This window comes from Pelagimonas sp., from assembly GCF_058892305.1.
In genome coordinates, this window is sequence record NZ_JBZXVN010000029.1 from 14,433 (window position 1) to 36,767 (window position 22,335).

The following is a 22,335-nucleotide window of genomic DNA, read 5'->3' on the forward strand; positions in this document are numbered from 1 at the left end:
CAGATCGCGATGCTGACCGTTGGTAGCTGCTAATATGCGTCTAAGCGGACCGTGTTTTATAGGTTTTTACATCGACTGAGAATCATGCCACCCTGACGTGGCATTCAACGGATAGGGTAAACGTGATGAAAACGCTGGTATTATCGGCAGTTTTGGCTGGGATCTTAGGAATGGGAACGACTCCGGTCATAGCTCAGGACACAGCCCGGCCAGCAAAGGTCTTTACCGTCGCGCAAACCGAAGCGGCACTTCGTCGGCAATATTCCGGCGTTGTTTTCCCATCCCAAGAGGTTGCGTTGTCGTTTCGCGTTTCTGGCCGGGTGATTGAATTGCCGGTTCGCGGCGCAACCCAGGTTAGCAAGGGCGACATGATTGCCAAGCTTGATCCGCGGGATTTCGAAGCAAATATTGCCCAATTGGAGAGCCAAGTCGATCAGGCTCGCGCGCAACTGGACGCCCTGCGCACAGGTGCACGAGACGAAGAAATTGCCGCCCTCGAGGCCGCTGTTTCGGCTGCACAGGCTCAAGTAGATCAAGCGCGCGACCAGGCCGAGCGAACCCGGCAGTTGGCTGAAAAGGGCATTGCCGCCAAAGCGAAACTGGATCAGGACGAAGCCACCTTACGGGTCGCCGAAGCCGACCTGCGCGCTCAGCAAGAGCAACTGTTGATTGGTCAATCTGGTGGCCGCGCTGAGGACATTGATGCCGCCGAAGCCGCCTTGCGCGGTCTCGAATCTCAGTTGTCGACTGCGACAAGCAATCTTGACGATGCAACGCTTACCGCGCCTTTTGATGGAATTATTGCACGGCGTGAAATTGATAACTTTTCCAATGTGCAGGCCGGTCAAAACGTGGTTTTGCTTCAGGCCCTTTCGGTCATCAATCTTGCCTTTGATGTTCCAGGAGCCGATGTCATCGCATATTCCAAACACGGTGACCCGGTGTTGAAAGTCACCTTTGACAACCTGCCCGGTCCGGTTCTTGATGCTGATCTTGTTGAGTTTTCAACCCAGGCGGATGCCGCCACCCAAACCTACCGCGCCCGCGTCGCTGTTGAGGTGCCCAAAGATTTGCTTATTCTTCCCGGCATGGTCGGTCAGATTGACGTTGTCCTTCAAGGCGACGACAGCCTGATCATCAAGGCTCCCGTCACCTCTGTTGCCGCGATGCCCGATGGTTCGGCCTTTGTTTGGGTGATGGACCCGGATGCCAAAACCGTTTCCAAACGAGACGTCACCCTAGGTCGGGCGAGCGGTGACATGGTTGAAATCAGCTCTGGTCTTGACGAAGGTGAGATCATCGTCACCGCAGGTTTGAACAAATTGCAGGACGGGATGAGTATCCGCCCCATCACAAAGACTGGGGGCTAAGAATATGGATCTCGCACGTTTTGCGATTGAAAAACGCCTGATTTCGGCGATTTGTACGCTGTTGATTTTGCTGGCGGGCTATTTTGCCTATTCCAATCTACCGCGCTTTGAAGACCCCGAATTTATCATTCGTCAGGCGCAAATCATCACGCCTTATCCCGGTGCCAGCGCCGAAGAAGTCACCGATGAAGTCACCGAAATCATCGAGGATGCTTTGCAACAATTGCAGGGCGTCAAAGAGGTCCGCTCGGTCTCCTCTCCCGGTCTTAGCAATGTCACCGTTGAATTTACCATTCAGTCCATCCCCGATTACGCGGCGCTTTATCAACGCTTTGCCCAAATGCGGGCCAAAATTGATGACGTTCAGGGCCAATTGCCGCCCAATGCGCTTGAAACGCAGGTCTATGACGATTTCGGCGATGTTTATGCGCTCTATTTTGCCGTTCTCGGCGAAGGGTACACAATGCCCGACCTGCAAGCCTATGCCGAGGAATTGCAGCGCGAGTTGGTCACAGTCAAAGGCGTGTCCAAGGTTGTCCTGAACGGCGTTCAGGATGAAGTGATTTATGTTGAATTCGCCCCGGCGCGCCTTGTCGAATTGGGACTGTCTCCCAATGCCATTGGACAAGTGCTTGAGGGACAAAACCTTGTTGCCCCTGCCGGGTCGATCAAGGCCGGGTCTCGTCGCATCACCATCCGCCCCGAAACCGCAATTGATTCCGTAGATGCAATTGGCAATCTGGTCATCACAAATGCGCAAACCGGCTCGTCGTTCCGCCTCAAAGATATCGCCAGCGTTTCGCGCGGGCTAGTTGATCCGGCGAAATCTTTGCTGTTTCGCGACGGTCGCCCGGCGGTTGGGATCGGTATTTCAAACACCATCGGCGGCAATGTTGTCAACATGGGTGAGGCGGTCAAAGCCCGCATGGATGCCCTGATAAAAAACCGCCCCATCGGCATTGAAGTCCTTGCGATTTCCGATCAATCGGACACCGTCAAAGCGTCGGTCAATGACTTTGTCATGAACGTTGTTGTGGCGCTTGTCATTGTTGTTGGCACCCTGCTTTTGTTCATGGGGCTGCGCTCGGGCATCTTGATGGGCGGCATTTTGTTGGTCACCGTCGCCGGAACCTTGTTTGGCATGTACCTGTATGGCTTGGATATGCAGCGCATTTCGCTTGGCGCGCTGATCATTGCGCTTGGGATGTTGGTCGACAATGCCATTGTGGTGGTCGAAGGAACGCTGGTCCGCGTGCAGCGCGGTGAAAACGCCCGCGACGCCTCAATTGCGGTGGTCAATCAAACCAAATGGCCGCTTTTGGGCGGGACGGTTGTCGGCTTTCTCGCCTTTTCACCCGTCGGATTTTCACCGGACAATACCGGTGAATATGCCGGTAGCCTGTTTTGGACCATTTCCATCGCCTTGTTGTTTTCCTGGCTGATTGCAATCTGGCTGACTCCCTATTTCTGCACTTTGCTTTTGAAACCTTCCGAGGCTGCTGTAGAAGAAAAAGAAAACGCGGTCCTGCGTTGGTATCGCGGTGTATTGGCCAAGGCGATCAAGGTTCGCTACGTCACAATTGCCATCGTCGTGGCCATGTTTGCGTCGGCCTTGGCAAGCTTTAGCCTCGTGCCTCCCGGCTTCTTTCCCTCTTCGACACGGGCACAGTTTGTGATCGACTACACCCTCCCGGAAGGCAGCGACATTTCGCAAACCCAAAGCGACTTGTTAGAAATTGAAGCTCATGTTCAAGGGCTTGAAGGGGTGACAAGCACCAACCTGATGGTTGGCAGTGGCCACACGCGCTTTATGCTGATCTATGAAAGCGCCGACAGCAATCCCGGCTATGGGCAGATCCTTGTTGATGTCGAAGACTTCAAACAAATCGACCCGTTACGCGGCCCTTTGCAGGATTGGATCGACACGGCGTATCCCGATGCCAATGCCAAGGTATGGCGCTTTGTGCTTGGCCCCGGCGGCGGGTCCAAGATCGAAACCCGGTTCTTTGGTCCCGAAGCCGCGGTTTTGCGCGATCTGGCAGCCCAAGCCAAGGTTATCTTTACGGATGCTGGTGCTGTGGCCATCAAGGATGACTGGCGTGAACAGGTTCAGGTCATTCGCCCCGTCATCAACACCGAAAACGCCCGCCGCCTCAGTCTGACCCAAGGGGAAATCTCCAGCGCGATCTATTCACATTTCAACGGTACCAACATTGGCGTCTACCGCGAAAGCGACAAGCTGGTGAACATAACCATGCGCCCGTTTGAAGCCGACCGGAACGACATCTCGATGCTAAACGAGGTGCAGATTTATAGCCAAGCCATCGGCGGCTATATCCCGATCACTCAGGTTGTCGATGATTTTGAACTGGTCTTTGAGGCCGGAAATCTGCGCAAGATTGACCGTCAATTGGCAATCACCGCACAGGCCGACAATGCGCCGGATGTTCTCTCGGGGGATTTGTTTGAACAGGTACGCGGCCCGGTCGAGGCTATCCCCCTTCCCCCCGGCTATTCGATGGTTTGGAAAGGCGAGTTTGGCAACAGCACCGAAGCCAACGCCGGCCTCGCGTCGACCATGCCCTTGGGGTTTGGCGCGATGATCCTTGTGGTTCTGTTCCTGTTCAACGCCATCCGCCAGCCGTTGATCATCTGGCTCACGGTGCCTTTGGCGCTCATCGGGGTTATCTGGGGCCTTGCCGCAACGCAAACGCCACTCGAATTCATGGCCATCTTGGGCATCCTGTCTCTGACCGGAATGTTAATCAAAAATGCCATTGTTCTGATTGACGAAACCGACAGTCAAATCGCCGATGGCAAGGCGCGCAAACAAGCGATCATCGACGCCTCGGTTAGCCGCGTGCGACCCGTGTCGCTTGGGGTTTTGACAACGGTGTTGGGGGTTGTCCCGCTGATCTGGGATCCGTTTTTTCAATCCCTTGCGGTTGTGATCATCTTCGGTCTTAGCTTTGCGACCATCCTCACCCTGATCGTGGTGCCGACGCTTTATGCGGTGTTCTTCAAGGTCCGCAACGATGAGGTCGCGACCGGTTAACCCACCCCATCGACCGAAACAAAACGCCCCGTTGTCCAACCGGATTGCGGGGCGTTTTGCGCTATAGGCTAACAAAATACTGGATCATAAAGGCATTGGCCAAATCGACGAAAAACGCCGAGACCAACGGCAAAATGATAAAGGCCAACGGAGCCGCGCCGTAGCGTTTGGTGACCGATGACATATTGGCGATAGCGGTTGGTGTCGCGCCAAGCGCAAAACCGGCGAACCCGGCGCTAAGCACCGCCGCTTGGTAAGTGCGACCGATGGATACGAAGACCACCAACAGGATAAAAACGACGGTCATTGCCACTTGCATCGCCAAAACCCCCGCCACTGGCCCCCCCAGCTCGGCCAAAGTCCAAAGCTGCATGCTCATCAACGACATGGCAAGGAACACCGACAGGCAGAAATCAGACACCACCGCCAAGGCGCGGCTGCCTGCTGGCCAAGTGAGGTTGGGCATCAGATAGGGGATGGTGTTCGACATGAGTATCCCGACCAAAAGGCAGGGCACAAAAAGCGGCAATTGCACGCCCGCCTCTTGGATGAAGATATGGGCAATAAACCCAAAAAAGATAGCCACATGCACCCCAAGCATGGCGCGCATCAATCCGATATGGGTGACCTCTTCGAGGGTATCGTCATCCTCTTCGTCGAATTCCAAACCAACAATCGGGTCCGCATCATCGCGACCATGTAGATCGTTTTTGTCGATCAACCGTTTGGCAATGGGTCCACCGATCAGTGCCGCCAGAACAAGACCCAGCGTCGCGGCGGCGATTCCCATCTCTTCGGCGGCTTCAAACCCAGTCATGGTTTCGATCTGTGGGCCCCAAGCGATGGCGGTGCCATGTCCGCCAATCAACGAGGCCGAGCCAAGCAAAACCGACACGGGGCGCGGTAAATCAAACAGGGTCACGCCGATCAAGCCGACCAGATTTTGCAAGACCATAAACCCAATGGTCAACCCCAACAGCAAAACCAACAACCGCCCGCCACGCAACAGATCGGCAAAGCGTGCATTCAATCCAATGGTGGCGAAAAACGCCACCAACAGATAATCACGCACCGCCAGATCAAAGACCAATTCCCGCCCGGCAAAGGCGTAGATCGCCCAGCTGCCAAGCGCCACGGCGATGCCACCCGACACCGGTTCCGGGATGTTGAAATCGCGTAAGAAAGCAACGCTTCGGGTTAGGAACGCCCCAAGGAAAAACACCACAATCCCAATGGTAACGGCGACAAACGCCGGAACTTCGATCACACCCATTTTGGTCTCCTACGCAGGTTGCACATAGAGTGCCACGCTTGGGATCGGGCCGCCACCCAAACGTAAAACCGGCGCCTAGGGTCAAGCGCCGGTTTTCAGTTTCTTGTTGCCTTTTGGCTTAGCTTAGATCGAAACGATCCGCGTCCATAACCTTGGTCCAAGCCGCGACAAAATCGGTAACAAATTTGCCTTGATTATCCGCCTGAGCATAAACCTCGGACAATGCCCGCAGTTGCGAATTTGAGCCAAACACAAGGTCAACCCGTGTCGCCGTCCAACGCAAGTCGCCCGCTGTGGATTTGCCTTCATAGACGCCTTCACCAGCATCGGACCAATTGGTGCCCATATCCAGAAGGTTGACGAAGAAGTCAGTGCTCAAGGCACCAACCCGATCGGTCAGGACACCATGGGCGCTATTGCCATGATTGGCCCCCAGAACCCGCAGCCCACCGACCAAAACCGTCATTTCCGGCGCTGTCAGGGTCAAGAGCTGCGCCTTGTCGATCAACAGTTCTTCGGGGGAAATGCTATAGGCTTGGCGTTGGTAGTTGCGGAACCCATCCGCCGCCGGTTCCAACATGGCCACGCTGTCCACATCGGTTTGCTCTTGGCTGGCATCACCGCGCCCAAGCGTCACCGGAACACGCACATCATGCCCTGCCGCATTGGCGGCCTGTTCGACACCTGCCGCGCCGCCAATCACAATCAGATCTGCCAAGGAAACCGGCTTGCCAAATCCGGCCTGCACGCTTTCCAAAACGTCCAAAACCCGTGCAAGTTCTTCTGGCTCATTGGCCTCCCAGCGGTTCATCGGCTCAAGACGAACACGCGCGCCATTGGCCCCGCCGCGCATATCCGACCCACGATAAGTCGAAGCCGAGGCCCACGCGGTTTTGACCAAATCAGCCACCGACAAACCCGCCTCAAGAACCGCCGCCTTAAGTGCCGCAACATCCGCATCGCTCAGATCCGTCTGCGACGCAGGTACCGGATCTTGCCAGATCAGCTCCTCGCTCGGGGCCTCTTTGCCAAGGTAACGCGCACGCGGCCCCATATCACGATGGGTCAATTTGAACCACGCGCGGGCAAAGGCATCGGCGAATTCTTCGGGATTCTCATGGAAACGGCGTGAAATCGGGCCATAGATCGGGTCCATACGCATCGCCATGTCGGCGGTGGTCATCATGGTTTTGACCTTCTGGCTGGCATCATGCGCCGCCGGGGCCATGTGTTCCTCTGGAACGCCAACCGGCTCCCAAATCCACGCGCCAGCCGGGCTTTTGGTTAGGTTCCAATCATAGCCAAACAGCAAGTCAAAGTAGCCGTTATCCCATTGGGTTGGGTTCGCCGTCCACGCGCCTTCGATGCCGCTGGTGGTGGTATCACCCCCCTTGCCGCTGCCATGCGCATTGCGCCAGCCAAGGCCCATTTCCTCAATCCCCGCGGCCTCTGGCTCGGGCCCGACCAAAGCCGGATCACCGGCCCCATGCGCCTTGCCAAAGGTATGGCCACCGGCCACAAGCGCCACGGTTTCTTCGTCATTCATCGCCATGCGCGCAAATGTCTCGCGAATATCACGACCTGACGCCAAGATGTCAGGCTGACCGTCCGGCCCTTCTGGGTTCACATAGATGAGGCCCATTTGCACCGCCGCCAATGGGTTTTCGAGATCACGCTCGCCGGAATACCGGCTGTTAGGGTTGTCATCACCGGCCAGCCATTCGGTCTCAGCGCCCCAATAGACATCTTCTTCGGGTTCCCACACATCGGCGCGACCGCCTGCAAAGCCAAAGGTCGTGCCCCCCATGCTTTCGATCGCGCAGTTGCCCGCCAAAATCATCAAATCCGCCCAGGAAATCGCATTGCCGTATTTCTGTTTGATCGGCCAAAGCAGACGGCGCGCCTTGTCCAGATTGCCGTTGTCAGGCCATGAATTCAGCGGCGCAAACCGCTGTTGCCCGGTTCCGGCCCCACCGCGCCCATCGGCGGTGCGATAGGTGCCGGCACTGTGCCACGCCATGCGGATAAACAAGCCGCCGTAGTGGCCGTAATCGGCTGGCCACCAGTCCTGACTATCGGTCATCAACGCCACAAGATCGGCCTTGAGAGCATCGAGATCAAGCGCCTTAAACGCCTCGGCATAGTCAAAATCCGCATCCATCGGATCGGATTTGTTGGTATTCTGGTTCAGGATGCGCAGGTTAAGCTGATTGGGCCACCAATCCTTGTTTGAGCGCATGCTGGCATTGGTTGCACCATGGGCAACCGGGCATTTTCCGACGCTGTTTCCGTCCATTTGATCTCTCCTTGGCAGGTGTATTCCTGTGGCTATGAAAGGAGCCTAGATCGGAAGTTCAATAAAAAGAAATTGCAATTTCACATCGAGTCGATAACTAAAAGCTATGAGTCACATCACCTTGAAACAACTCCGCTATTTTCAGGCCCTCGCCCATCACGGCCATTTTGGTCAGGCGGCGGATGCTTGCGCCATTTCTCAGCCCGCGCTCTCGGTGCAAATCAAAGAGCTAGAGCATCGCCTTGGCGGCCCGCTGTTCGAACGGGAACCGCGCCGGGTGCATTTGACCCATTTGGGGGCCGAATTGTTGGATCGTGCGCGCGACATCCTCAAATCGGTGGATGATCTTGAAAACCTCGCCCGCGCTGCCCAAACCCAATTGCAAGGGCGCTTGCGGATTGGGATCATCCCGACAATCGCGCCCTATTTGCTTCCGTCCATCCTAACCGATCTGACTGCGGCCTACCCACAGGCCGATATTCATATCCGCGAAACAATGACCCCAACCCTGATCCAAGAGCTTTCGGATGGGGTGATTGACACCGCCATTCTTGCCTTGCCGATCTCAGAACCATGGCTATCCGAACATCCGCTTTTCGAGGAAAACTTTGTTCTGGTGCGCCCGATGGCCGAGGCCGGAAACCCTGTGCCTGACCCGTCTGATTTGCAAAAAATGCGGTTGTTGCTGCTCGAAGAGGGTCATTGTTTTCGCGATCAGGCCCTGTCTTTTTGCCATATTCCCGCCACCGCCCGCGCCAAAACGCTTGATGGGACCACGCTATCGACCTTGGTGCGGATGGTGGATGCCGGGTTTGGGGTGACGTTGATCCCGCAAATGGCCATTGCCTCGGAAACCCAATCGGCCAAGGTTTCGGTCGCCCATTTTCAAGACCCACAGCCGAGCCGCACCATCGGGATGATCTGGCGTAAAAATAGCCCGCTTACCTCCCATTTCGAAACCATGGCCGCTCTGATCCAAACCGCCACGCGCCCCTAACGGCCCTTGCAATAGCGACCCATCTCGGCAAGAAAACTGATAGGTTTACCCAAACTCTTGCCGAAACAGGTATCCAAATGGACCGTCGCATCAAGATCAGGCATATCCAAAGCTTTGTCGAAATTGCCCGTGAGGGAAGTTTGAGACGCGCCGCGGAAAAGCTGTTCCTCACCCAGCCGGCCATTTCCAAAACCCTCAAAGAGCTTGAGGACATCTTGGACACCCCCTTGATGCTGCGCAATCGCTCTGGCATTTCGCTCACCCAACAGGGCGAGGTGTTCTTGCATTTCGCCCAAATGTCCTTGGCCAGTCTGCAACAAGGGCTTCAGGGCATCGAACAGATCGGCAAAGACGCCACCCAACAGATCCGCGTCGGCAGCCTTCCTAGTGTCGCCGCCTCGCTCATGCCCTCGGTCGTCGAAGAGTTTAGCAAACTTGCCCCCCGCGCGACCCTTTCGATGGTGGACGGGCCGCATCACTATTTGGTCGACCGCCTGCGCCTTGGTGACCTTGACCTTGTCATCGGTCGTTTGGGGGCCCCTGACACCATGCAAGGCATAAGCTTTACCCAGCTTTACACCGAACATGTCGAATTTGTTGTGCGCGCTGGCCACCCCTTGGCCAAGGCCCCCGATCTACAGCGTCTTGGCGATTGGCAGGTGCTTTTCCCGCCCGTCGGGTCGGCGATCCGCCCTTTGGTGGAACGGTTTCTGATTGCCCATGGTGTTGGCGATTTTCCCGACCGGATCGAAACCGTCTCCGGGGCCTTTGGCCGGGTGTATACCCGCAATACCGACGCAGTTTGGATCATTTCCAGCGGCGTTGTTGCCCGTGAAATGGCCGATGGCCTTCTCGTGAAACTGCCCTTTGACACAAGCCTAACCCAAGGGCCGGTTGGGCTCATGGCCCGTCCCGAGGCAACCGACACACCGGTCGCACAATTGTTCCGTCTCGCCATGCGCAACGTATTGGAAAACCAACACATCAGCCCCTAGTCGGGACATTTCCGACGGGGGGCAAAAGCACTTGAAACCGTTTGGGGACTTTGGCTTTGCCCCAAGACTCAAAGGAGACACCCATGCCGGTCTGCGACCTCCCCCTTCCGCGTCGATGCGCCCCAAGTCGATGCGCCCTAAGTCTCGCCTTAGGGCTCCTCCTGATGATAAGCGCCTCCTTGGCAACGGCTCAAACCCCGCCGACATTGTCGGCTGAGAACGGTCACATTACCCTGTCAGGGTCCGAACTGTTGACCAATAGCTGTTGGCGCACCTCTGGCCTGCACGCCGGGGCTCCGGCTGGGCAAGTTGTCCCAGAGAACGCTCAGGCGGTGCATCTGGCCCTAACCAACACGGGCGGCAATATCTGCGCAATGGTGGTGACGCAGGCCCCCTATTCGCTCACCCTGAGCCAAGACGAAAGCCGCCCGTTTGTGATTTTCTATCGCAGTGTCATTGGCCCAAAGGACAGCGTCACAAGCACCATCCTGACACTCCCAGAGGGCTAACTATCCCTTGGTTGCTTGGCATTTTTCTGTCACATGGCTCTGCCATAACCGGCGGAGACGCCAAAGGGGACACAGCTATGTCTGAATACACACGTTTTGCAGTCTACTATGTGCCGCCATTGGGGCCACTGGCTGACTTCGGCGCGCGCTGGCTTGGTTGGGATATAGACACCGGCACTTCCGTCGCTCACTTCGACATCCCCAACCTTGACGACCTCACTCAAACACCGCGCAAATACGGGTTTCATGGCACTTTGAAACCACCCTTTCGCCTTGCTGATGGCCTGTGTTTGGATGATCTCAAGGAGGCCGTCGCGGATTTGGCCGCCTCTCAACCCGCCGTCCAGATTGACGGGCTTCGTCCCGCAAGACTTGGGCGGTTCTGGGCTTTGGTCCCCGTTGGTGACACCGCAGACCTCGCCCATCTCGCCGCACGCTTTGTTCAGGACTTGGATAGGTTTCGCGCCCCGTCAACACCGGCCGAGCTTGAGCGTCGCCGAAAAGCCAGTCTCACGCCAGAACAAGACGCCCATTTGCAAAAATGGGGCTATCCCTATGTGCTCGACCAGTTCAAATTTCATCTGACCTTGACTGGGAAATTGTCAAAACCCCAATCCCGCTTGGCCGAGGAGGCCCTGAACAGCAGCTTGCCGACCTTGCCCAAACCCTATCCGATCACCCAGATCGCCTTGGTCGCAGAGCGCAGCGATGGTCAGTTTGAAACCCTGCATCGCTACGATCTAACCGGCCAAAACAACGGCGCAAAAGGCTCAGTTTAACCGCCAAGTCATCGACTTTTTGGCACCACCCGGTTTGGAACTCTCCGCGCTCAACTGCGCCGACGTGTCTGGCTGCACCGCCAACAAACGCGCCAGCTGCCCCAAACTCTCCAACAGCGCGCCGGTGTCATTGCCTTCACAGAGCAGCAAAGCATTGGCGTGGCTCACACTTCTGCGCCCTTCACGACAGGCGGTCAAACTGCCCATCAAAAGCCGCTCATCATCACAGAGGTAACGCGAACAATTGGCGCAATCGGGATTGGTAAAGTGAAACCCAGATTGACGGGCACTGCGCAGCGCGTCAACGACCGCAACAATGCCGTGGAAAACTTCGCCCGCGTTGCGATGGGCAAAACTGGCCCGCACCACACTCAAGCCCTGCGTCCATCCCTGACTTGCCGGATTGGCAAAGGTCCGAAACACCAAACGCATCGCCTTGAGAACATCCCTGTCATCCGCGTCCAGACCTGCGTCACTGACCCGGATATAGGCTTGGCCCCGCCCATTGGGGGATCTTCCAATACTCATTTGTCGTTCGTCCTAAATGTGAACATGCCCGTCCCTTCGTTTTCGGAAAGGCGGCGTGGCCCCGCATTTTGCGCGATGCTCGCTTGCCACACAGGCCTTTCCGAAAGCTCGTTGTTTCGAAGTGGCTGGTGCATGGCACTGGCTCTGTCAGATGCATTTCTGACAAAAACAATTGGGCATTGCAAGTTTGATTTTTGGTTTAGCTGGAAATCGCTACCAGATGGTTGTCAAAGGCAAGATCATCGCTCTGGCCTATGCGCGTTTCATCGCGAAAAAGCCCGCCCTGCCCCGTCGTTGTCACAAGGTAACCGGCACGCGACGCGACGCCGCAAACATCGGGTCGGAGAACCCGTGCAACCGGTTCCAAACTATCCGCATCCAACTCAACCACCATACCACCGCGCGGCGATGTCACGGCAATATCTGTGCCATCTCGGGCAAAACGGACGCTTCCGACATAGGCGTGCATGTCGCGCCATGTCTCGTTTTCCGGCGCAATAACAAGACCCTGACCTGTCCCATACGTTCCGACAAGCGGTGGGGTTGTGTGCATATCGCTTTGCCATTGCATCCCAAATGCGACCCGCCCGTCGGCGCGGACATCCAAATGACGGATGGAATTGCGGCGCAAGGCGACCGGCGGCTCAGCCACATCCAAAATCGTCCCATCCAGCCCAATCAGGCTTAGATTTGGGCGCATTGTCGGAATGTTTAGCTTGGTCCGGCCACTATCGGGGTGGGTGTCGATGCCGCCATTGGCGACAATCAAAGCCTGTCCATCCGGCATAAGCGAAAGCTCATGCGGGCCAACCCCGCCCGAGTCAAATTCGCCAATACGGCGATAGCTGCGCACCGCATCCCAAACGCCAATCACACCGCGTCCGGCCTCAAAATCGTTTTCCGATGTGAACAACACCGACCCATCGGCGCTAAATGCCCCATGTCCGTAAAAATGCCGCCCCTCAGGGGCCTGCATTTGGGCGCTGATCGCTCCGCTTCGGCAATCAATCACCAGCGCATAGGTGCCGGGACGCCGCGCAAATCCAACGGCTTCGGGCCGGGTAGGATGCGCCGCGGCGGCGTGCCCTCGGCTTGGCAAAGGCAAGCGAAACAGCTCGCCCAAGTGATCGGACAGCCCGACCAAAACAAAATCACCCGACGAGGTTTTTGCGGCGGTCACAAACCCCGGCGAGCCGACATCGGCCCAGCTTGGGGCCGGTAACACACTGGCCGAGACCAGACCGGCCAAAAATCCGCGCCGGCTGGTCATATCAATCCCCGTCGAGCGCGTTAAACCCGGTCCCCACCCCAAGGGCAGGCCCAAGTTCGGCCAACATCAAATCCCGAGTTTCCGCGATTTGGATTTGCAAGATTTCAACGCGCAAGCGCCCTTGAATGTCGCTCACACTCGCAAAAACCGGGTCGTTCAGCGCGTCGATCAAAACTTGCACCTGATCATAGGCGGCCCCGATCCGTGTGCGCAGCGCCGGGTTCACCTGCGCCAAGATCATCGCCAACTCCTGCGTGCCCTCAACCGACATCTCGACCTGTCGCAAGGACCGCTCCGAGCGCCGCAGTTCGGACCGTTTCGGGCGTGGACGATCAAAGGTTCCCAAAGGGCGGCCAAGCCGCGTGTCGATGGTGAACTGCAACCCCGTTGTTGCCGCTTTGAACAACTCCTGAACGGATTCGGCCGGGGTATGATACACCCGCCCCGCGCCCGGATTGGTAAGCTCATCCCCGAAATCTTCCTGCCAATCCGCCGCGATAGCTTGGGCATTGGCGGCGATATCCGTGGCAACGGCAGCAATCACCGCGCACCGTCGCGCGTCCGTTCCGGCATCCATAACCGTTTGGTCAAAAAGCAAAAACTCCATGGCATAAAGTCCGCGACCGGCGATTGACACCTCGCGAAATGCCGCTTCGCTCAAATCGGCATCCGATTGCAACAGCCCGGTCAACACCTTGGGGGTTTTGCCACGCCCATCGGGCCAAAACGCCAGCGCAAAGGCCCGGTCATCGTGTTCGGTAGGTCCAAATCGCAGATGGCTGATCGCGGTCCAATCATCCATGGCCTGATGAAATCCGGCCTCTAACCCCGCCTGCGCAGTGGTGCAATCATCCTGTGCCGTCTCGGCCAACGCGGTGGCGGATTGGGCAAAGGCTTGGGTTCTCGGCAGGATATGTTCGCTCACCGATTGCGCGATCAAAGGCGTCACCACCTCTGGCCCCGGCCCATCGGCCCACACCGGGTGCGCCCCCAGAACAGCAGTCAAAACAAAAGGAAGGATGCGGTTCATCACAGGCTCTCCAGAAAAGCGATTAGCGCGGCGCGGTCCGGGCTAGGCATCTCGGCAAAAGCGTCGCGCGCGGCCTGACCTTCTCCGCCATGCCACAAGACAGCCTCTAACAGGCTCCGCGCCCGCCCGTCATGTAGAAAATAGCTATGTCCACTGACTTGTTTGGTCAACCCGATCCCCCAAAGCGGCGGCGTGCGCCATTCGCGCCCATTGGCCACCGCTTCGGGTCGGTTATCCGCCAAACCGTCGCCCATGTCGTGCAAAAGCATATCCGTATAGGGCCAGATAAGCTGAAAACTCTGCTCGGGGCGATCCTCAAGGCGATGGGTGACAAATTTCGGGTGGTGACAGACCGGGCACCCCGCCGCGTAAAACATCTCTTTGCCGCGCAACACCTCTGGGTCATTCACATTCCGCCGCGCCGGAACGGCGAGGTTGCGACTGTAAAACGTGACCAAATCCATGCCGGTCTGATCAACTTCAAACCCGTCCCTTTCCGCATCCTCGCCATGCGGGGCATTGCGGCACTCAGATTGTGCGACGGTGCAGTCGCCGCTTTCGGCCGGAAACAGCGGTGTGGAAATTCCGATATCACCCGAAAACGCCGCCGCCGATTGTTCGTGAACCGTGGGCATCCCGGCCTTGAGGCCAAATCGCCCCAACATCGGTTGATCAAACTCGCGCGACCACACCACATTGGGCCGCCCCGAAATCCCGTCGCCATCCGCGTCACCGGGATCGGCTAGGTCAAGAATATCCGCCGCCGGAATCGCCTCTAACAAGCCTAGCCCAATCATCTGTGGGGCCACGCGCGGGCTAAACATCGCCTCCTCACCAAAGGCACCATATCCCGGATCGGCCGCAACATAGGTTGGCTTGCGCAGGGTCACCGTGTCATCGGCCAGAAAGGCCACGATCTCTTCATAATGGATCTCAAGACGGTATTCCGCCATCAACCCGCCCACGGTCGCATCCTGCAATTGTCCGCCGTAGTTCGGATGCGGCTGCGTGGCGTGATAGCCTTCAATCGCGGGTGCCTCGCCCCCGGGAACCGACACACGCAAAAACATCGAAATCGCGTTGTCATCATTGTCTTCGGGTGGATGACCGCGCCCATCTTTGACATGGCACCTCTGGCACGCGCGCGCATTGTAAAACGGCCCCAACCCATCGGAGGCCTTGGTCGAGGACGGCGAGGAAACCCAGATTTTTTCAAACAAAGCATCGCCCAAACGGAAATCCATCTGGCGATCAAATGCCATATTGGCCGAAGGTTGCGAAAACGCATCGCGATTGCGCCTAACCCGCGCCGTCGCCTTACCTGCGCTGCGCTCTTCAAACCTCTCGGCCTGACTGAAATCAGAGGCAAGTGCCGTCACCGCTGCTATGCGTTTGGCCTCGCTCTCACTGCGCGCAACCACCGCCAAATGTGGGTCACGCGCCAAAACACCCCCATCACCAGCAGGCTCTCCAGCCACTTGAGCGCTTGTCGCAAAAACAAAAAGACCCGCAGCAAGGGTGCGCGGGAAAACATCGGGGATACCTGTCATCGACTTCATTCCAATATCCATTTTGGCGCTGTGCTAAATGGGAGTTGCCGGGGGTCCCCCCCCCGGCACCGGTGTTATTTATTCAAAAACAGCATCCGGATCATCAAGGCTGTCCGAGCCTTCAAAGGCGATGTTGTCAAGGCCAAGAACGGTCACGGCCCGTTCGATGGATTTGGTTTGATCAACCAGACCGTTGACACCGCCCATGATCAAGGCTTCGCCCTTTTCATTGCCCGCTTCGAGCATCTGGTCATAGGCAAACCCGCCATCGGCGGCGGCCTTGAGATCGCCAAGCGCGGCCATGGTGACCGCAAGCTTGCCGGTCAATTCCTTGTCCAGATCGGCATCCGCCGCGGCCACCAAAGACGACAAAGATGCGCCCGAAATCTTGGTGCCATCTACCCGCGTGTAGCTACCGAGATAGACGTTTTGGATGCCTTGACCATCGTAGAAATGGCTGTTGTGGGTGTTGTCGGAAAAACAATCATGCTCTTCTTCTGGATCATTAAGCATCAGGCCAAGGCGCATGCGCTCACCGGCTTGCTCACCATAGGAAAGCGACCCCATGCCCGTCAGGATGGTCACAATCCCGCGGCCTTCATCGGCCAAAACCTCGCCGCGCGCCGCGCCACCCTCGGCCCATTGAGCAACCATCCATTCCAAATCGGACACCAACAAATCGGTTGCGGCCTGCAAATACTGACCACGACGGTCACAATGGCCACCGGTGCAATCGTCACCCGATGCATAATCCGTTGCCGGACGTGCGCCCGCCCCGGCCCCGTGACCGTTCAGGTCCTGACCCCAAAGCAGGAATTCGATGGCGTGGTAGCCGGTCGCCACATTGGCCTCAACGCCATCAGCTTCGTGCAATGTCTCGGCCAACAATTCAGGCGTGATGGTCGAGGCATCAACCTCGGTGCCCGCGATGCTAAACGTTGGGTTTGCGATGATGTTCAGAACCGCCAACTCGTTGTCATCGGTCGGGCCACCATAGGAGGCATCGACATAGTCAATCAAACCCTCGTCGAGCGGCCACGCGTTTACCTTGCCTTCCCAATCGTCGACGATGGCATTGCCGAAACGATAAACTTCGGTCTGCTGATAAGGCGCGCGCGATGCCAACCAAGCCTCTTTGGCGGCGGCCAGATTTGCGTCTGTTGGCTCGGCGATCAGGGTCGCAACAGCCGCCTGAAGCGCCTGCGCGGTGCTGAGGCTATCGGCATATTTGGCTTCGGCGATATTGGCATAGTTGACCAAAACATCGGCCTTGGTGTCTGCAATCGCTGCGGTGCCCAAAAGGCCCGCCAAAACAGTGGTTGCGATACGCGCGTTGTTCATAAGATGTCCGTCCCTGGAAAATCTGAGAATGTCTGATCTGCATCAGCCAAACCCCCGATTTTCGGTGGCTTGACCTGTTGAGCGGCAACCTGAGTGATTTAGTCAAATATGTCAACCCGAGTATTTTAATCGGAATTAAAACACCCTTCTATTGATGAAAATCCGGTTAACAAAAAAGGGGCGTGCAACACCGCTGCACGCCCCCGATTCGGTTTTGTATCAATATGTTAGATGCAAGCTTCAAACAGCGCTTTTAGGTTGACAGCTGTCAACTCTACCGGGTTGCCACCACAGGACGGATCCTCTAGCGCCATGGCCACAAGGTCGTCCATCCGCTCGGATGTGACGCCCATATCCGATAGCTTGCGAGGAATCTCAAAGCTGTCGTTGAACTCCTGCACAAAGGCGCGGAATCCGTCGTAACCACCATCAAGTCCAAGGTAGCCGGCGGCCCGATCAAATCGGTCGCGAATGACCGGTTCATTCAGGTCTAGGACCGCTGGCATACAGACCGCATTGGTGGTGCCGTGGTGGGTGTTGAACACCGCGCCAATCGGGTGGCTCATGGCATGAATCGCACCAAGCCCCTTTTGGAACGCCGTCGCGCCCATCGCCGCCGCGCTCATCATATTGGCGCGCGCGTCAATGTCGGTTCCATCCGCATAGGCCCGCGGAAGGTTGTCGATCACCAGACGCATCCCCTCAAGGGCAATGCCCTGGCTCATCGGGTGATAATGCGGGCTGGAAAACGCCTCAACGCAATGGGCAAAGGCATCTAGCCCGGTGCCCGCCGTGATGAATTTCGGCATGCCAACGGTCAGTTCCGGGTCACAAATCACCACACTGGGGAGCACTTTTGGATGGAAAATGATCTTTTTCACATGGGTCTGCGAATTGGTGATGACGCTGGCGCGCCCGACTTCTGATCCGGTGCCCGCCGTCGTTGGCACGGCCACAATCGGGGCAATCGCATCGGCGTCGGCGCGGGTCCACCAATCGCCCACATCTTCGAAATCCCAGATCGGACGGGTTTGCCCGGCCATAAAGGCAACCATTTTGCCAAGATCCAAACCCGAGCCACCACCAAAGGCAATCACACCGTCATGGCCACCGGCTTTATAGGCGGCAACACCTGCATCCAGATTGATCTCACTCGGGTTGGGATCCACTTCGGAAAACAGCCCGCGCCCAAGGCCCGCCGCCTCCATAATGTCGAGCGTGGCGGCGGTGATCGGCAACCCAGCCAATCCTTTGTCGGTCACCAAAAGCGGCTTTTTCATTCCGGCGGCGGCACAGGCTTCGGGCAGTTCCTTGATCCGACCCGGACCAAATTTCATCGCGGTCGGATAGGACCAGTTTCCAACAAGGCTCATGATGTCACCTTTTTCAGATGGTAAGATTTCGGACGTGTGAGGTTGTGGAACCCAATTTGAGACAAGCCACCGCCCCGCCCGGTGTTTTTGCAGCCGGTCCAGCACAGGCCCGGATCAAGGTAATCGGCGCGGTTCATAAACACGGTGCCGGTTTCGATCTGATCGCCAATGTGCGCCGCCCGGTCGATATCCTGTGTCCACAGGCTTGCGGTTAGGCCAAACTCGCTGTCATTCATCAGCGCAATGGCCTCTTCATCCGACGACACTTTCATAATCCCGACAACCGGGCCAAAGCTCTCGTCGCGCATCACCCGCATGTCGTGGGTGACATTGGTGAGGATTTGCGGCGTCAGATAGGCACCACCATCATCTTCGGCAAAGCTTTCGATATGCGGCGTCGCGCCATCGGCCACGGCCTCAGAAATTTGCATCCGGACCTCGGCAGCAAACCGTTCATTGGCCATCGGCCCAATCGTTGTCGCGCCGTCCAAAGGATTGCCAAGCTTGTAGCCCGTCACAATCGCCACGGCCTTGTCGACAAAGGCGTCGAAAAGGCTCTCATGGACGTAAATCCGTTCGATCCCACAACAGCATTGCCCGGAATTGAACATCGCCCCGTCAATCAACGTATCGACCGCCGCATCAAGATCGGCGTCTTCCATGACGTAACCCGGATCCTTGCCGCCAAGCTCGGTTCCGACACCGGTAAAGGTGCCCGCTGCGGCGCGTTCCATCGCCTGACCACCGCCCACCGATCCGGTGAAATTGACAAAATCAAAGGCATTTCCTGCGATCAAATCCGAGGTCACATCGTGGCCCAAAAACAGATTGGCAAACACATCCTTGGGCACCCCCGCCGAATGGAACGCCGCCGCCATGCGTTCGCCCACCAAAAGCGTCTGGGTGGCGTGTTTCAACGCCACCACGTTGCCCGCGATCAACGCCGGGGCAACCGTGTTAATCGCTGTCATATATGGGTAATTCCACGGCGCAACGACGAAAACCACCCCATGCGGCACCCGCTTGATGTAGCGTTTAAACGTCTCATCCTCACCAACGGAAATATCCGCCAAAGACTCCGCCGCGATGTCGGCCATATGGCTGGCGCGCTCATTAAAACCGCCAAATTCACCGCCATATCGCACCGGGCGCCCCATCATATGGGCAAGCTCTGGCACGATCTCATCATTCATCGCCCCGACGGCCGCAACACCCGCCATGACAAGCTCAACCCGCTCGGCCAAGGGCCGTGCCGCCCAAGCGGCCTGCGCTGCGCGCAACCGTGCGACCTCGGCCTGCGCCGCTTGCAAAGACAACACATCGCGTTCCGCAAAAACCGACCCGTCAATCGGCGAAATGCACTTCAACGTCTGGCCCATCGCCAAACCTCCATCCTGCTAAACCAGACCTCTGGTTTCTTCTTTCAAAAAATGTCCCGGAGAGCGCGAGAGGCTGGCCTCTCGCTCCCCAACCGTTAAACGCGCTCAAACCCGCGGGCAATTTCCCAATCGGTCACAACACGATCAAACTCTTCGATCTCGACCTCGGCGGCGCGGGCGTAATGTGTCACCACATCCTCACCAAAGGCCGCGCTGAGCATGTCTGAGTTCAACAGGGCTTCGCGCGCTTGGCGCAGGTTGACCGGGATCATACCCGTATCCCCGGAATAGGCATCGCCGACCGTTGGCGCGTCCAATTCCAGCCCCTCTTCGATCCCGGCAATCCCCGCCGCCAAGAGCGCCGCCATGGCGAGATAAGGGTTAATATCCGACCCACCAATCCGGCATTCCATCCGCACGGCCTTGGTGCAATCCCCACACAAACGGAAGCCCGCCGTGCGATTATCGACCGACCAAATGATCCGCGTCGGCGCGAACGTTCCCTTCATGAAGCGTTTATAGCTGTTGATATAGGGGGCAAGGAAGTATGTGTAATCGCTGGCATATTTCAACATGCCCGCCACATAGTTCTTCATCAAGGCGCTCATCCCCAGCTTGTCACTTGGGTCATAAAAGGCATTCTGCCCGTCTTTCCAAAGCGACTGATGCACATGAGACGACGAGCCAACCTTGTCATGGCTCCACTTGGGGAGGAAACTTGCGGCGTGCCCCTGTTGCCAGGCGATCTCTTTGATCGCGTGTTTGGCAATGGTGTGATACTCGGCCGTGTCCATCGCAGCGGCGTATTTGATGTTCAACTCTTCCTGACCGGCCTCGGCTTCCCCTTTGGAATTCTCGATCGGAATACCGGCGTTCCACAGATGGTTGCGCACCGGGCGCATGACGTGTTCTTCCTTGGTGGTCTGAAAGATGTGGTAATCTTCGTTGTAGCCGGAAATCGGTTCAAGATCACGGAAACCGGATTTGCGGATTTCGTCCAAGCTCTTCTCAAACAAAAAGAATTCCAGCTCAGTCGCCATCATCGGCGTCAGGCCCATATGTTCGAGCCGCTGAACCTGTTTCTTCAAAATGGCGCGCGGCGAATGGGGGACGTCTTCGTGCGTGTGGTGGTCAAGCACATCACAGATCACCATGACCGTCCCATCAAGCCACGGCACCGGGCGCAGCGTGGCAAGGTCGGGTTTCATGACATAATCGCCATAGCCGCTTTCCCAGCTGGTCGAGGCAAAGCCTTCGGGCGTCGCCATCTCAAGATCAGTGGCGAGCAGATAGTTGCAGCAATGGGTTTCTTCATAAGCTCCGGCAACAAAATGCCCGGCATGGAACCGCTTGCCCATCAGGCGGCCCTGCATGTCGACAAGACACACAAGAACGGTATCAACCGACCCGTCCGCAACCTGTTGCTTCAACGTCTCGAAGCTCAAAACCTGACTCATATCCGTGATCCCAATCCTTGATGTGCTGCGCCCCAAAGGCTTGAGGCGCAGCAGAGTTATTTAGCCGTAGCGGTAAGGCCGTCCAGCCTTTTGCATGTCAGCGTTATACTTTTTGATGATCTCGACAACCTTGGCCTTGGTTGGGCTTTCGGCGGCGATTTCGTCCCAGAATTCCATGGCCGCGCTTTCAACGGTGGCCCATTCTTCGTCTGGAATTGTGGTCAGCTCCATCTTGGTGCCATCAACACGCAAGGAGGCTTCGCCGCCCCAATACCACCACTGGCGATAGTAATGCGATTGATCACAGCAGACCCGGAACAGGGTCTGAAGGTCTTCTGGCAGCTCGTTCCAGCGGTCTTGGTTGGCAAAGAACGATCCGGCCCATGCGCCCGAAATGTTGTTGGTGAGGAAGTAGTTGGTCACATCGGCCCAACCAACGGTGTAGTCTTCGGTGATGCCCGACCAGGCAATGCCGTCAAGCTCGCCGGTTTGAACTGCGACTTCGATGTCTTCCCACGGCAAGGTCACAGGAACCACACCGAATTGGGTTAGGAAACGACCCGCCGTTGGGAAGGTGAAGATGCGCTTGCCCTTCAGATCAGCGAGCGAGTTGATTGGATCTTTGGTGGCGAAATGGCACGGATCCCAGGCACCCGCTGAGATATGTTTGACGCCAACTTTGGAATACTCTTCATCCCAGATTTCGTTCAGGCCGTATTGGTTGAACAGCACCGGCACATCGAGAGAATAGCGCGACGCGAACGGGAAATAGCCCCCGAAAACAGTGACATCGGTGGGCGAGGCCATCGAGTCATCATCTGATTGTACCGCATCAATGGTGCCGCGCTGCATAGCGCGGAACAGCTCACCGGTTGGGACAAGCTGATCAGCAAAGAACAGCTCGATCTGCATACGGTCGCCAGCGATCTTGTTGAACATATCAATGGCGGGTTTCACCACATGTTCGGCCAACGCCGGGCCAGCATAGGTTTGCATACGCCATTTGATCGTGCTTTGCGCCAGCGCGGGTGTGGCCAGCGGCGCAGCGGCCAAACCGGCCCCTGCGGTGGTGATAAACTTACGTCTTGTCGTCATGGTCGTTCCTCCTAGTGGGGTTTGTGAACGCCCGTTTG

At 57.0% G+C, this 22,335-nt stretch carries 17 protein-coding genes; 6 read left to right on the top strand and 11 right to left on the bottom strand.

The annotated features are described in order from the left end of the window. The first annotated feature begins 125 nt into the window (after positions 1–125). Both AC5EFR_RS11645 and AC5EFR_RS11650 read left to right on the top strand, forming a co-directional pair. Complete coding sequence (locus tag AC5EFR_RS11645; protein WP_493575979.1) at positions 126–1,370, top strand: efflux RND transporter periplasmic adaptor subunit; 1,245 nt, start codon at positions 126–128, stop codon at positions 1,368–1,370. Between the two features lie 4 nt (positions 1,371–1,374). Beyond that, positions 1,375–4,425, top strand: coding sequence for an efflux RND transporter permease subunit (locus AC5EFR_RS11650; protein WP_493575980.1), 3,051 nt, complete (start codon positions 1,375–1,377; stop codon positions 4,423–4,425). A gap of 61 nt (positions 4,426–4,486) precedes the next feature. On the opposite strand, the gene gltS is transcribed toward AC5EFR_RS11650, so the two are convergent. Next, on the bottom strand, positions 4,487–5,698 hold the full coding sequence (gene gltS / locus AC5EFR_RS11655; protein WP_493575981.1) for a sodium/glutamate symporter: 1,212 nt from the start codon (positions 5,696–5,698) through the stop codon (positions 4,487–4,489). Between the two features lie 118 nt (positions 5,699–5,816). After that, positions 5,817–7,994, bottom strand: coding sequence for a catalase/peroxidase HPI (gene katG, locus AC5EFR_RS11660; protein ID WP_493575982.1), 2,178 nt, complete (start codon positions 7,992–7,994; stop codon positions 5,817–5,819). A 106-nt stretch (positions 7,995–8,100) separates the two neighbouring features. On the opposite strand from katG, the gene AC5EFR_RS11665 reads away from it, so the two are divergent. The 4 genes from AC5EFR_RS11665 to AC5EFR_RS11680 all read left to right on the top strand — a co-directional run bounded on the left by AC5EFR_RS11665 (position 8,101) and on the right by AC5EFR_RS11680 (position 11,274). Beyond that, on the top strand, positions 8,101–8,991 hold the full coding sequence (locus AC5EFR_RS11665; protein ID WP_493575983.1) for a hydrogen peroxide-inducible genes activator: 891 nt from the start codon (positions 8,101–8,103) through the stop codon (positions 8,989–8,991). Between the two features lie 77 nt (positions 8,992–9,068). Further along, positions 9,069–9,986, top strand: a complete 918-nt coding sequence (pcaQ, locus tag AC5EFR_RS11670) for a pca operon transcription factor PcaQ (RefSeq protein ID WP_493575984.1) — start codon at positions 9,069–9,071, stop codon at positions 9,984–9,986. 164 nt (positions 9,987–10,150) lie between these two features. Further along, a complete protein-coding gene (locus AC5EFR_RS11675) occupies positions 10,151–10,495 on the top strand; it encodes a hypothetical protein (RefSeq protein WP_493575985.1) in 345 nt (114 codons plus the stop codon). Between the two features lie 77 nt (positions 10,496–10,572). After that, positions 10,573–11,274 (top strand): DUF1045 domain-containing protein, encoded by a 702-nt coding sequence (locus AC5EFR_RS11680; protein ID WP_493575986.1) that lies wholly within the window; start codon positions 10,573–10,575, stop codon positions 11,272–11,274. Here AC5EFR_RS11680 and AC5EFR_RS11685 read toward each other — a convergent pair. From AC5EFR_RS11685 to AC5EFR_RS11725, 9 genes are all read right to left on the bottom strand, one after another. Further along, positions 11,266–11,802, bottom strand: coding sequence for a hypothetical protein (locus AC5EFR_RS11685; RefSeq protein ID WP_493575987.1), 537 nt, complete (start codon positions 11,800–11,802; stop codon positions 11,266–11,268). The genes AC5EFR_RS11680 and AC5EFR_RS11685 overlap by 9 nt on opposite strands. Before the next feature lie 199 nt (positions 11,803–12,001). Continuing rightward, positions 12,002–13,072, bottom strand: a complete 1,071-nt coding sequence (locus tag AC5EFR_RS11690) for a DUF1513 domain-containing protein (protein WP_493575988.1) — start codon at positions 13,070–13,072, stop codon at positions 12,002–12,004. 1 nt (position 13,073) lies between these two features. Beyond that, positions 13,074–14,102, bottom strand: a complete 1,029-nt coding sequence (locus AC5EFR_RS11695; RefSeq protein ID WP_493575989.1) for an imelysin family protein — start codon at positions 14,100–14,102, stop codon at positions 13,074–13,076. Next, positions 14,102–15,652 carry a di-heme oxidoreductase family protein gene (locus AC5EFR_RS11700; RefSeq protein ID WP_493576076.1) on the bottom strand — a complete coding sequence of 517 codons (1,551 nt, stop codon included), beginning with the start codon at positions 15,650–15,652 and terminating at the stop codon, positions 14,102–14,104. Before AC5EFR_RS11700 ends, AC5EFR_RS11695 begins: the two co-directional genes overlap by 1 nt. Before the next feature lie 78 nt (positions 15,653–15,730). After that, a complete protein-coding gene (locus AC5EFR_RS11705; protein WP_493575990.1) occupies positions 15,731–16,993 on the bottom strand; it encodes an imelysin family protein in 1,263 nt (420 codons plus the stop codon). Between the two features lie 227 nt (positions 16,994–17,220). Beyond that, positions 17,221–18,366, bottom strand: coding sequence for an iron-containing alcohol dehydrogenase (locus AC5EFR_RS11710; RefSeq protein ID WP_493575991.1), 1,146 nt, complete (start codon positions 18,364–18,366; stop codon positions 17,221–17,223). Further along, complete coding sequence (locus AC5EFR_RS11715) at positions 18,363–19,745, bottom strand: aldehyde dehydrogenase family protein (protein WP_493575992.1); 1,383 nt, start codon at positions 19,743–19,745, stop codon at positions 18,363–18,365. The genes AC5EFR_RS11710 and AC5EFR_RS11715 overlap by 4 nt, the downstream gene beginning before the upstream one ends. 95 nt (positions 19,746–19,840) lie before the next feature. Then, positions 19,841–21,202: a glutamine synthetase family protein gene (locus tag AC5EFR_RS11720; RefSeq protein WP_493575993.1), complete on the bottom strand. Its 1,362-nt coding sequence runs from the start codon at positions 21,200–21,202 to the stop codon at positions 19,841–19,843. A gap of 60 nt (positions 21,203–21,262) precedes the next feature. After that, on the bottom strand, positions 21,263–22,297 hold the full coding sequence (locus tag AC5EFR_RS11725; RefSeq protein ID WP_299924476.1) for a TRAP transporter substrate-binding protein: 1,035 nt from the start codon (positions 22,295–22,297) through the stop codon (positions 21,263–21,265). Positions 22,298–22,335: the final 38 nt, after the last annotated feature.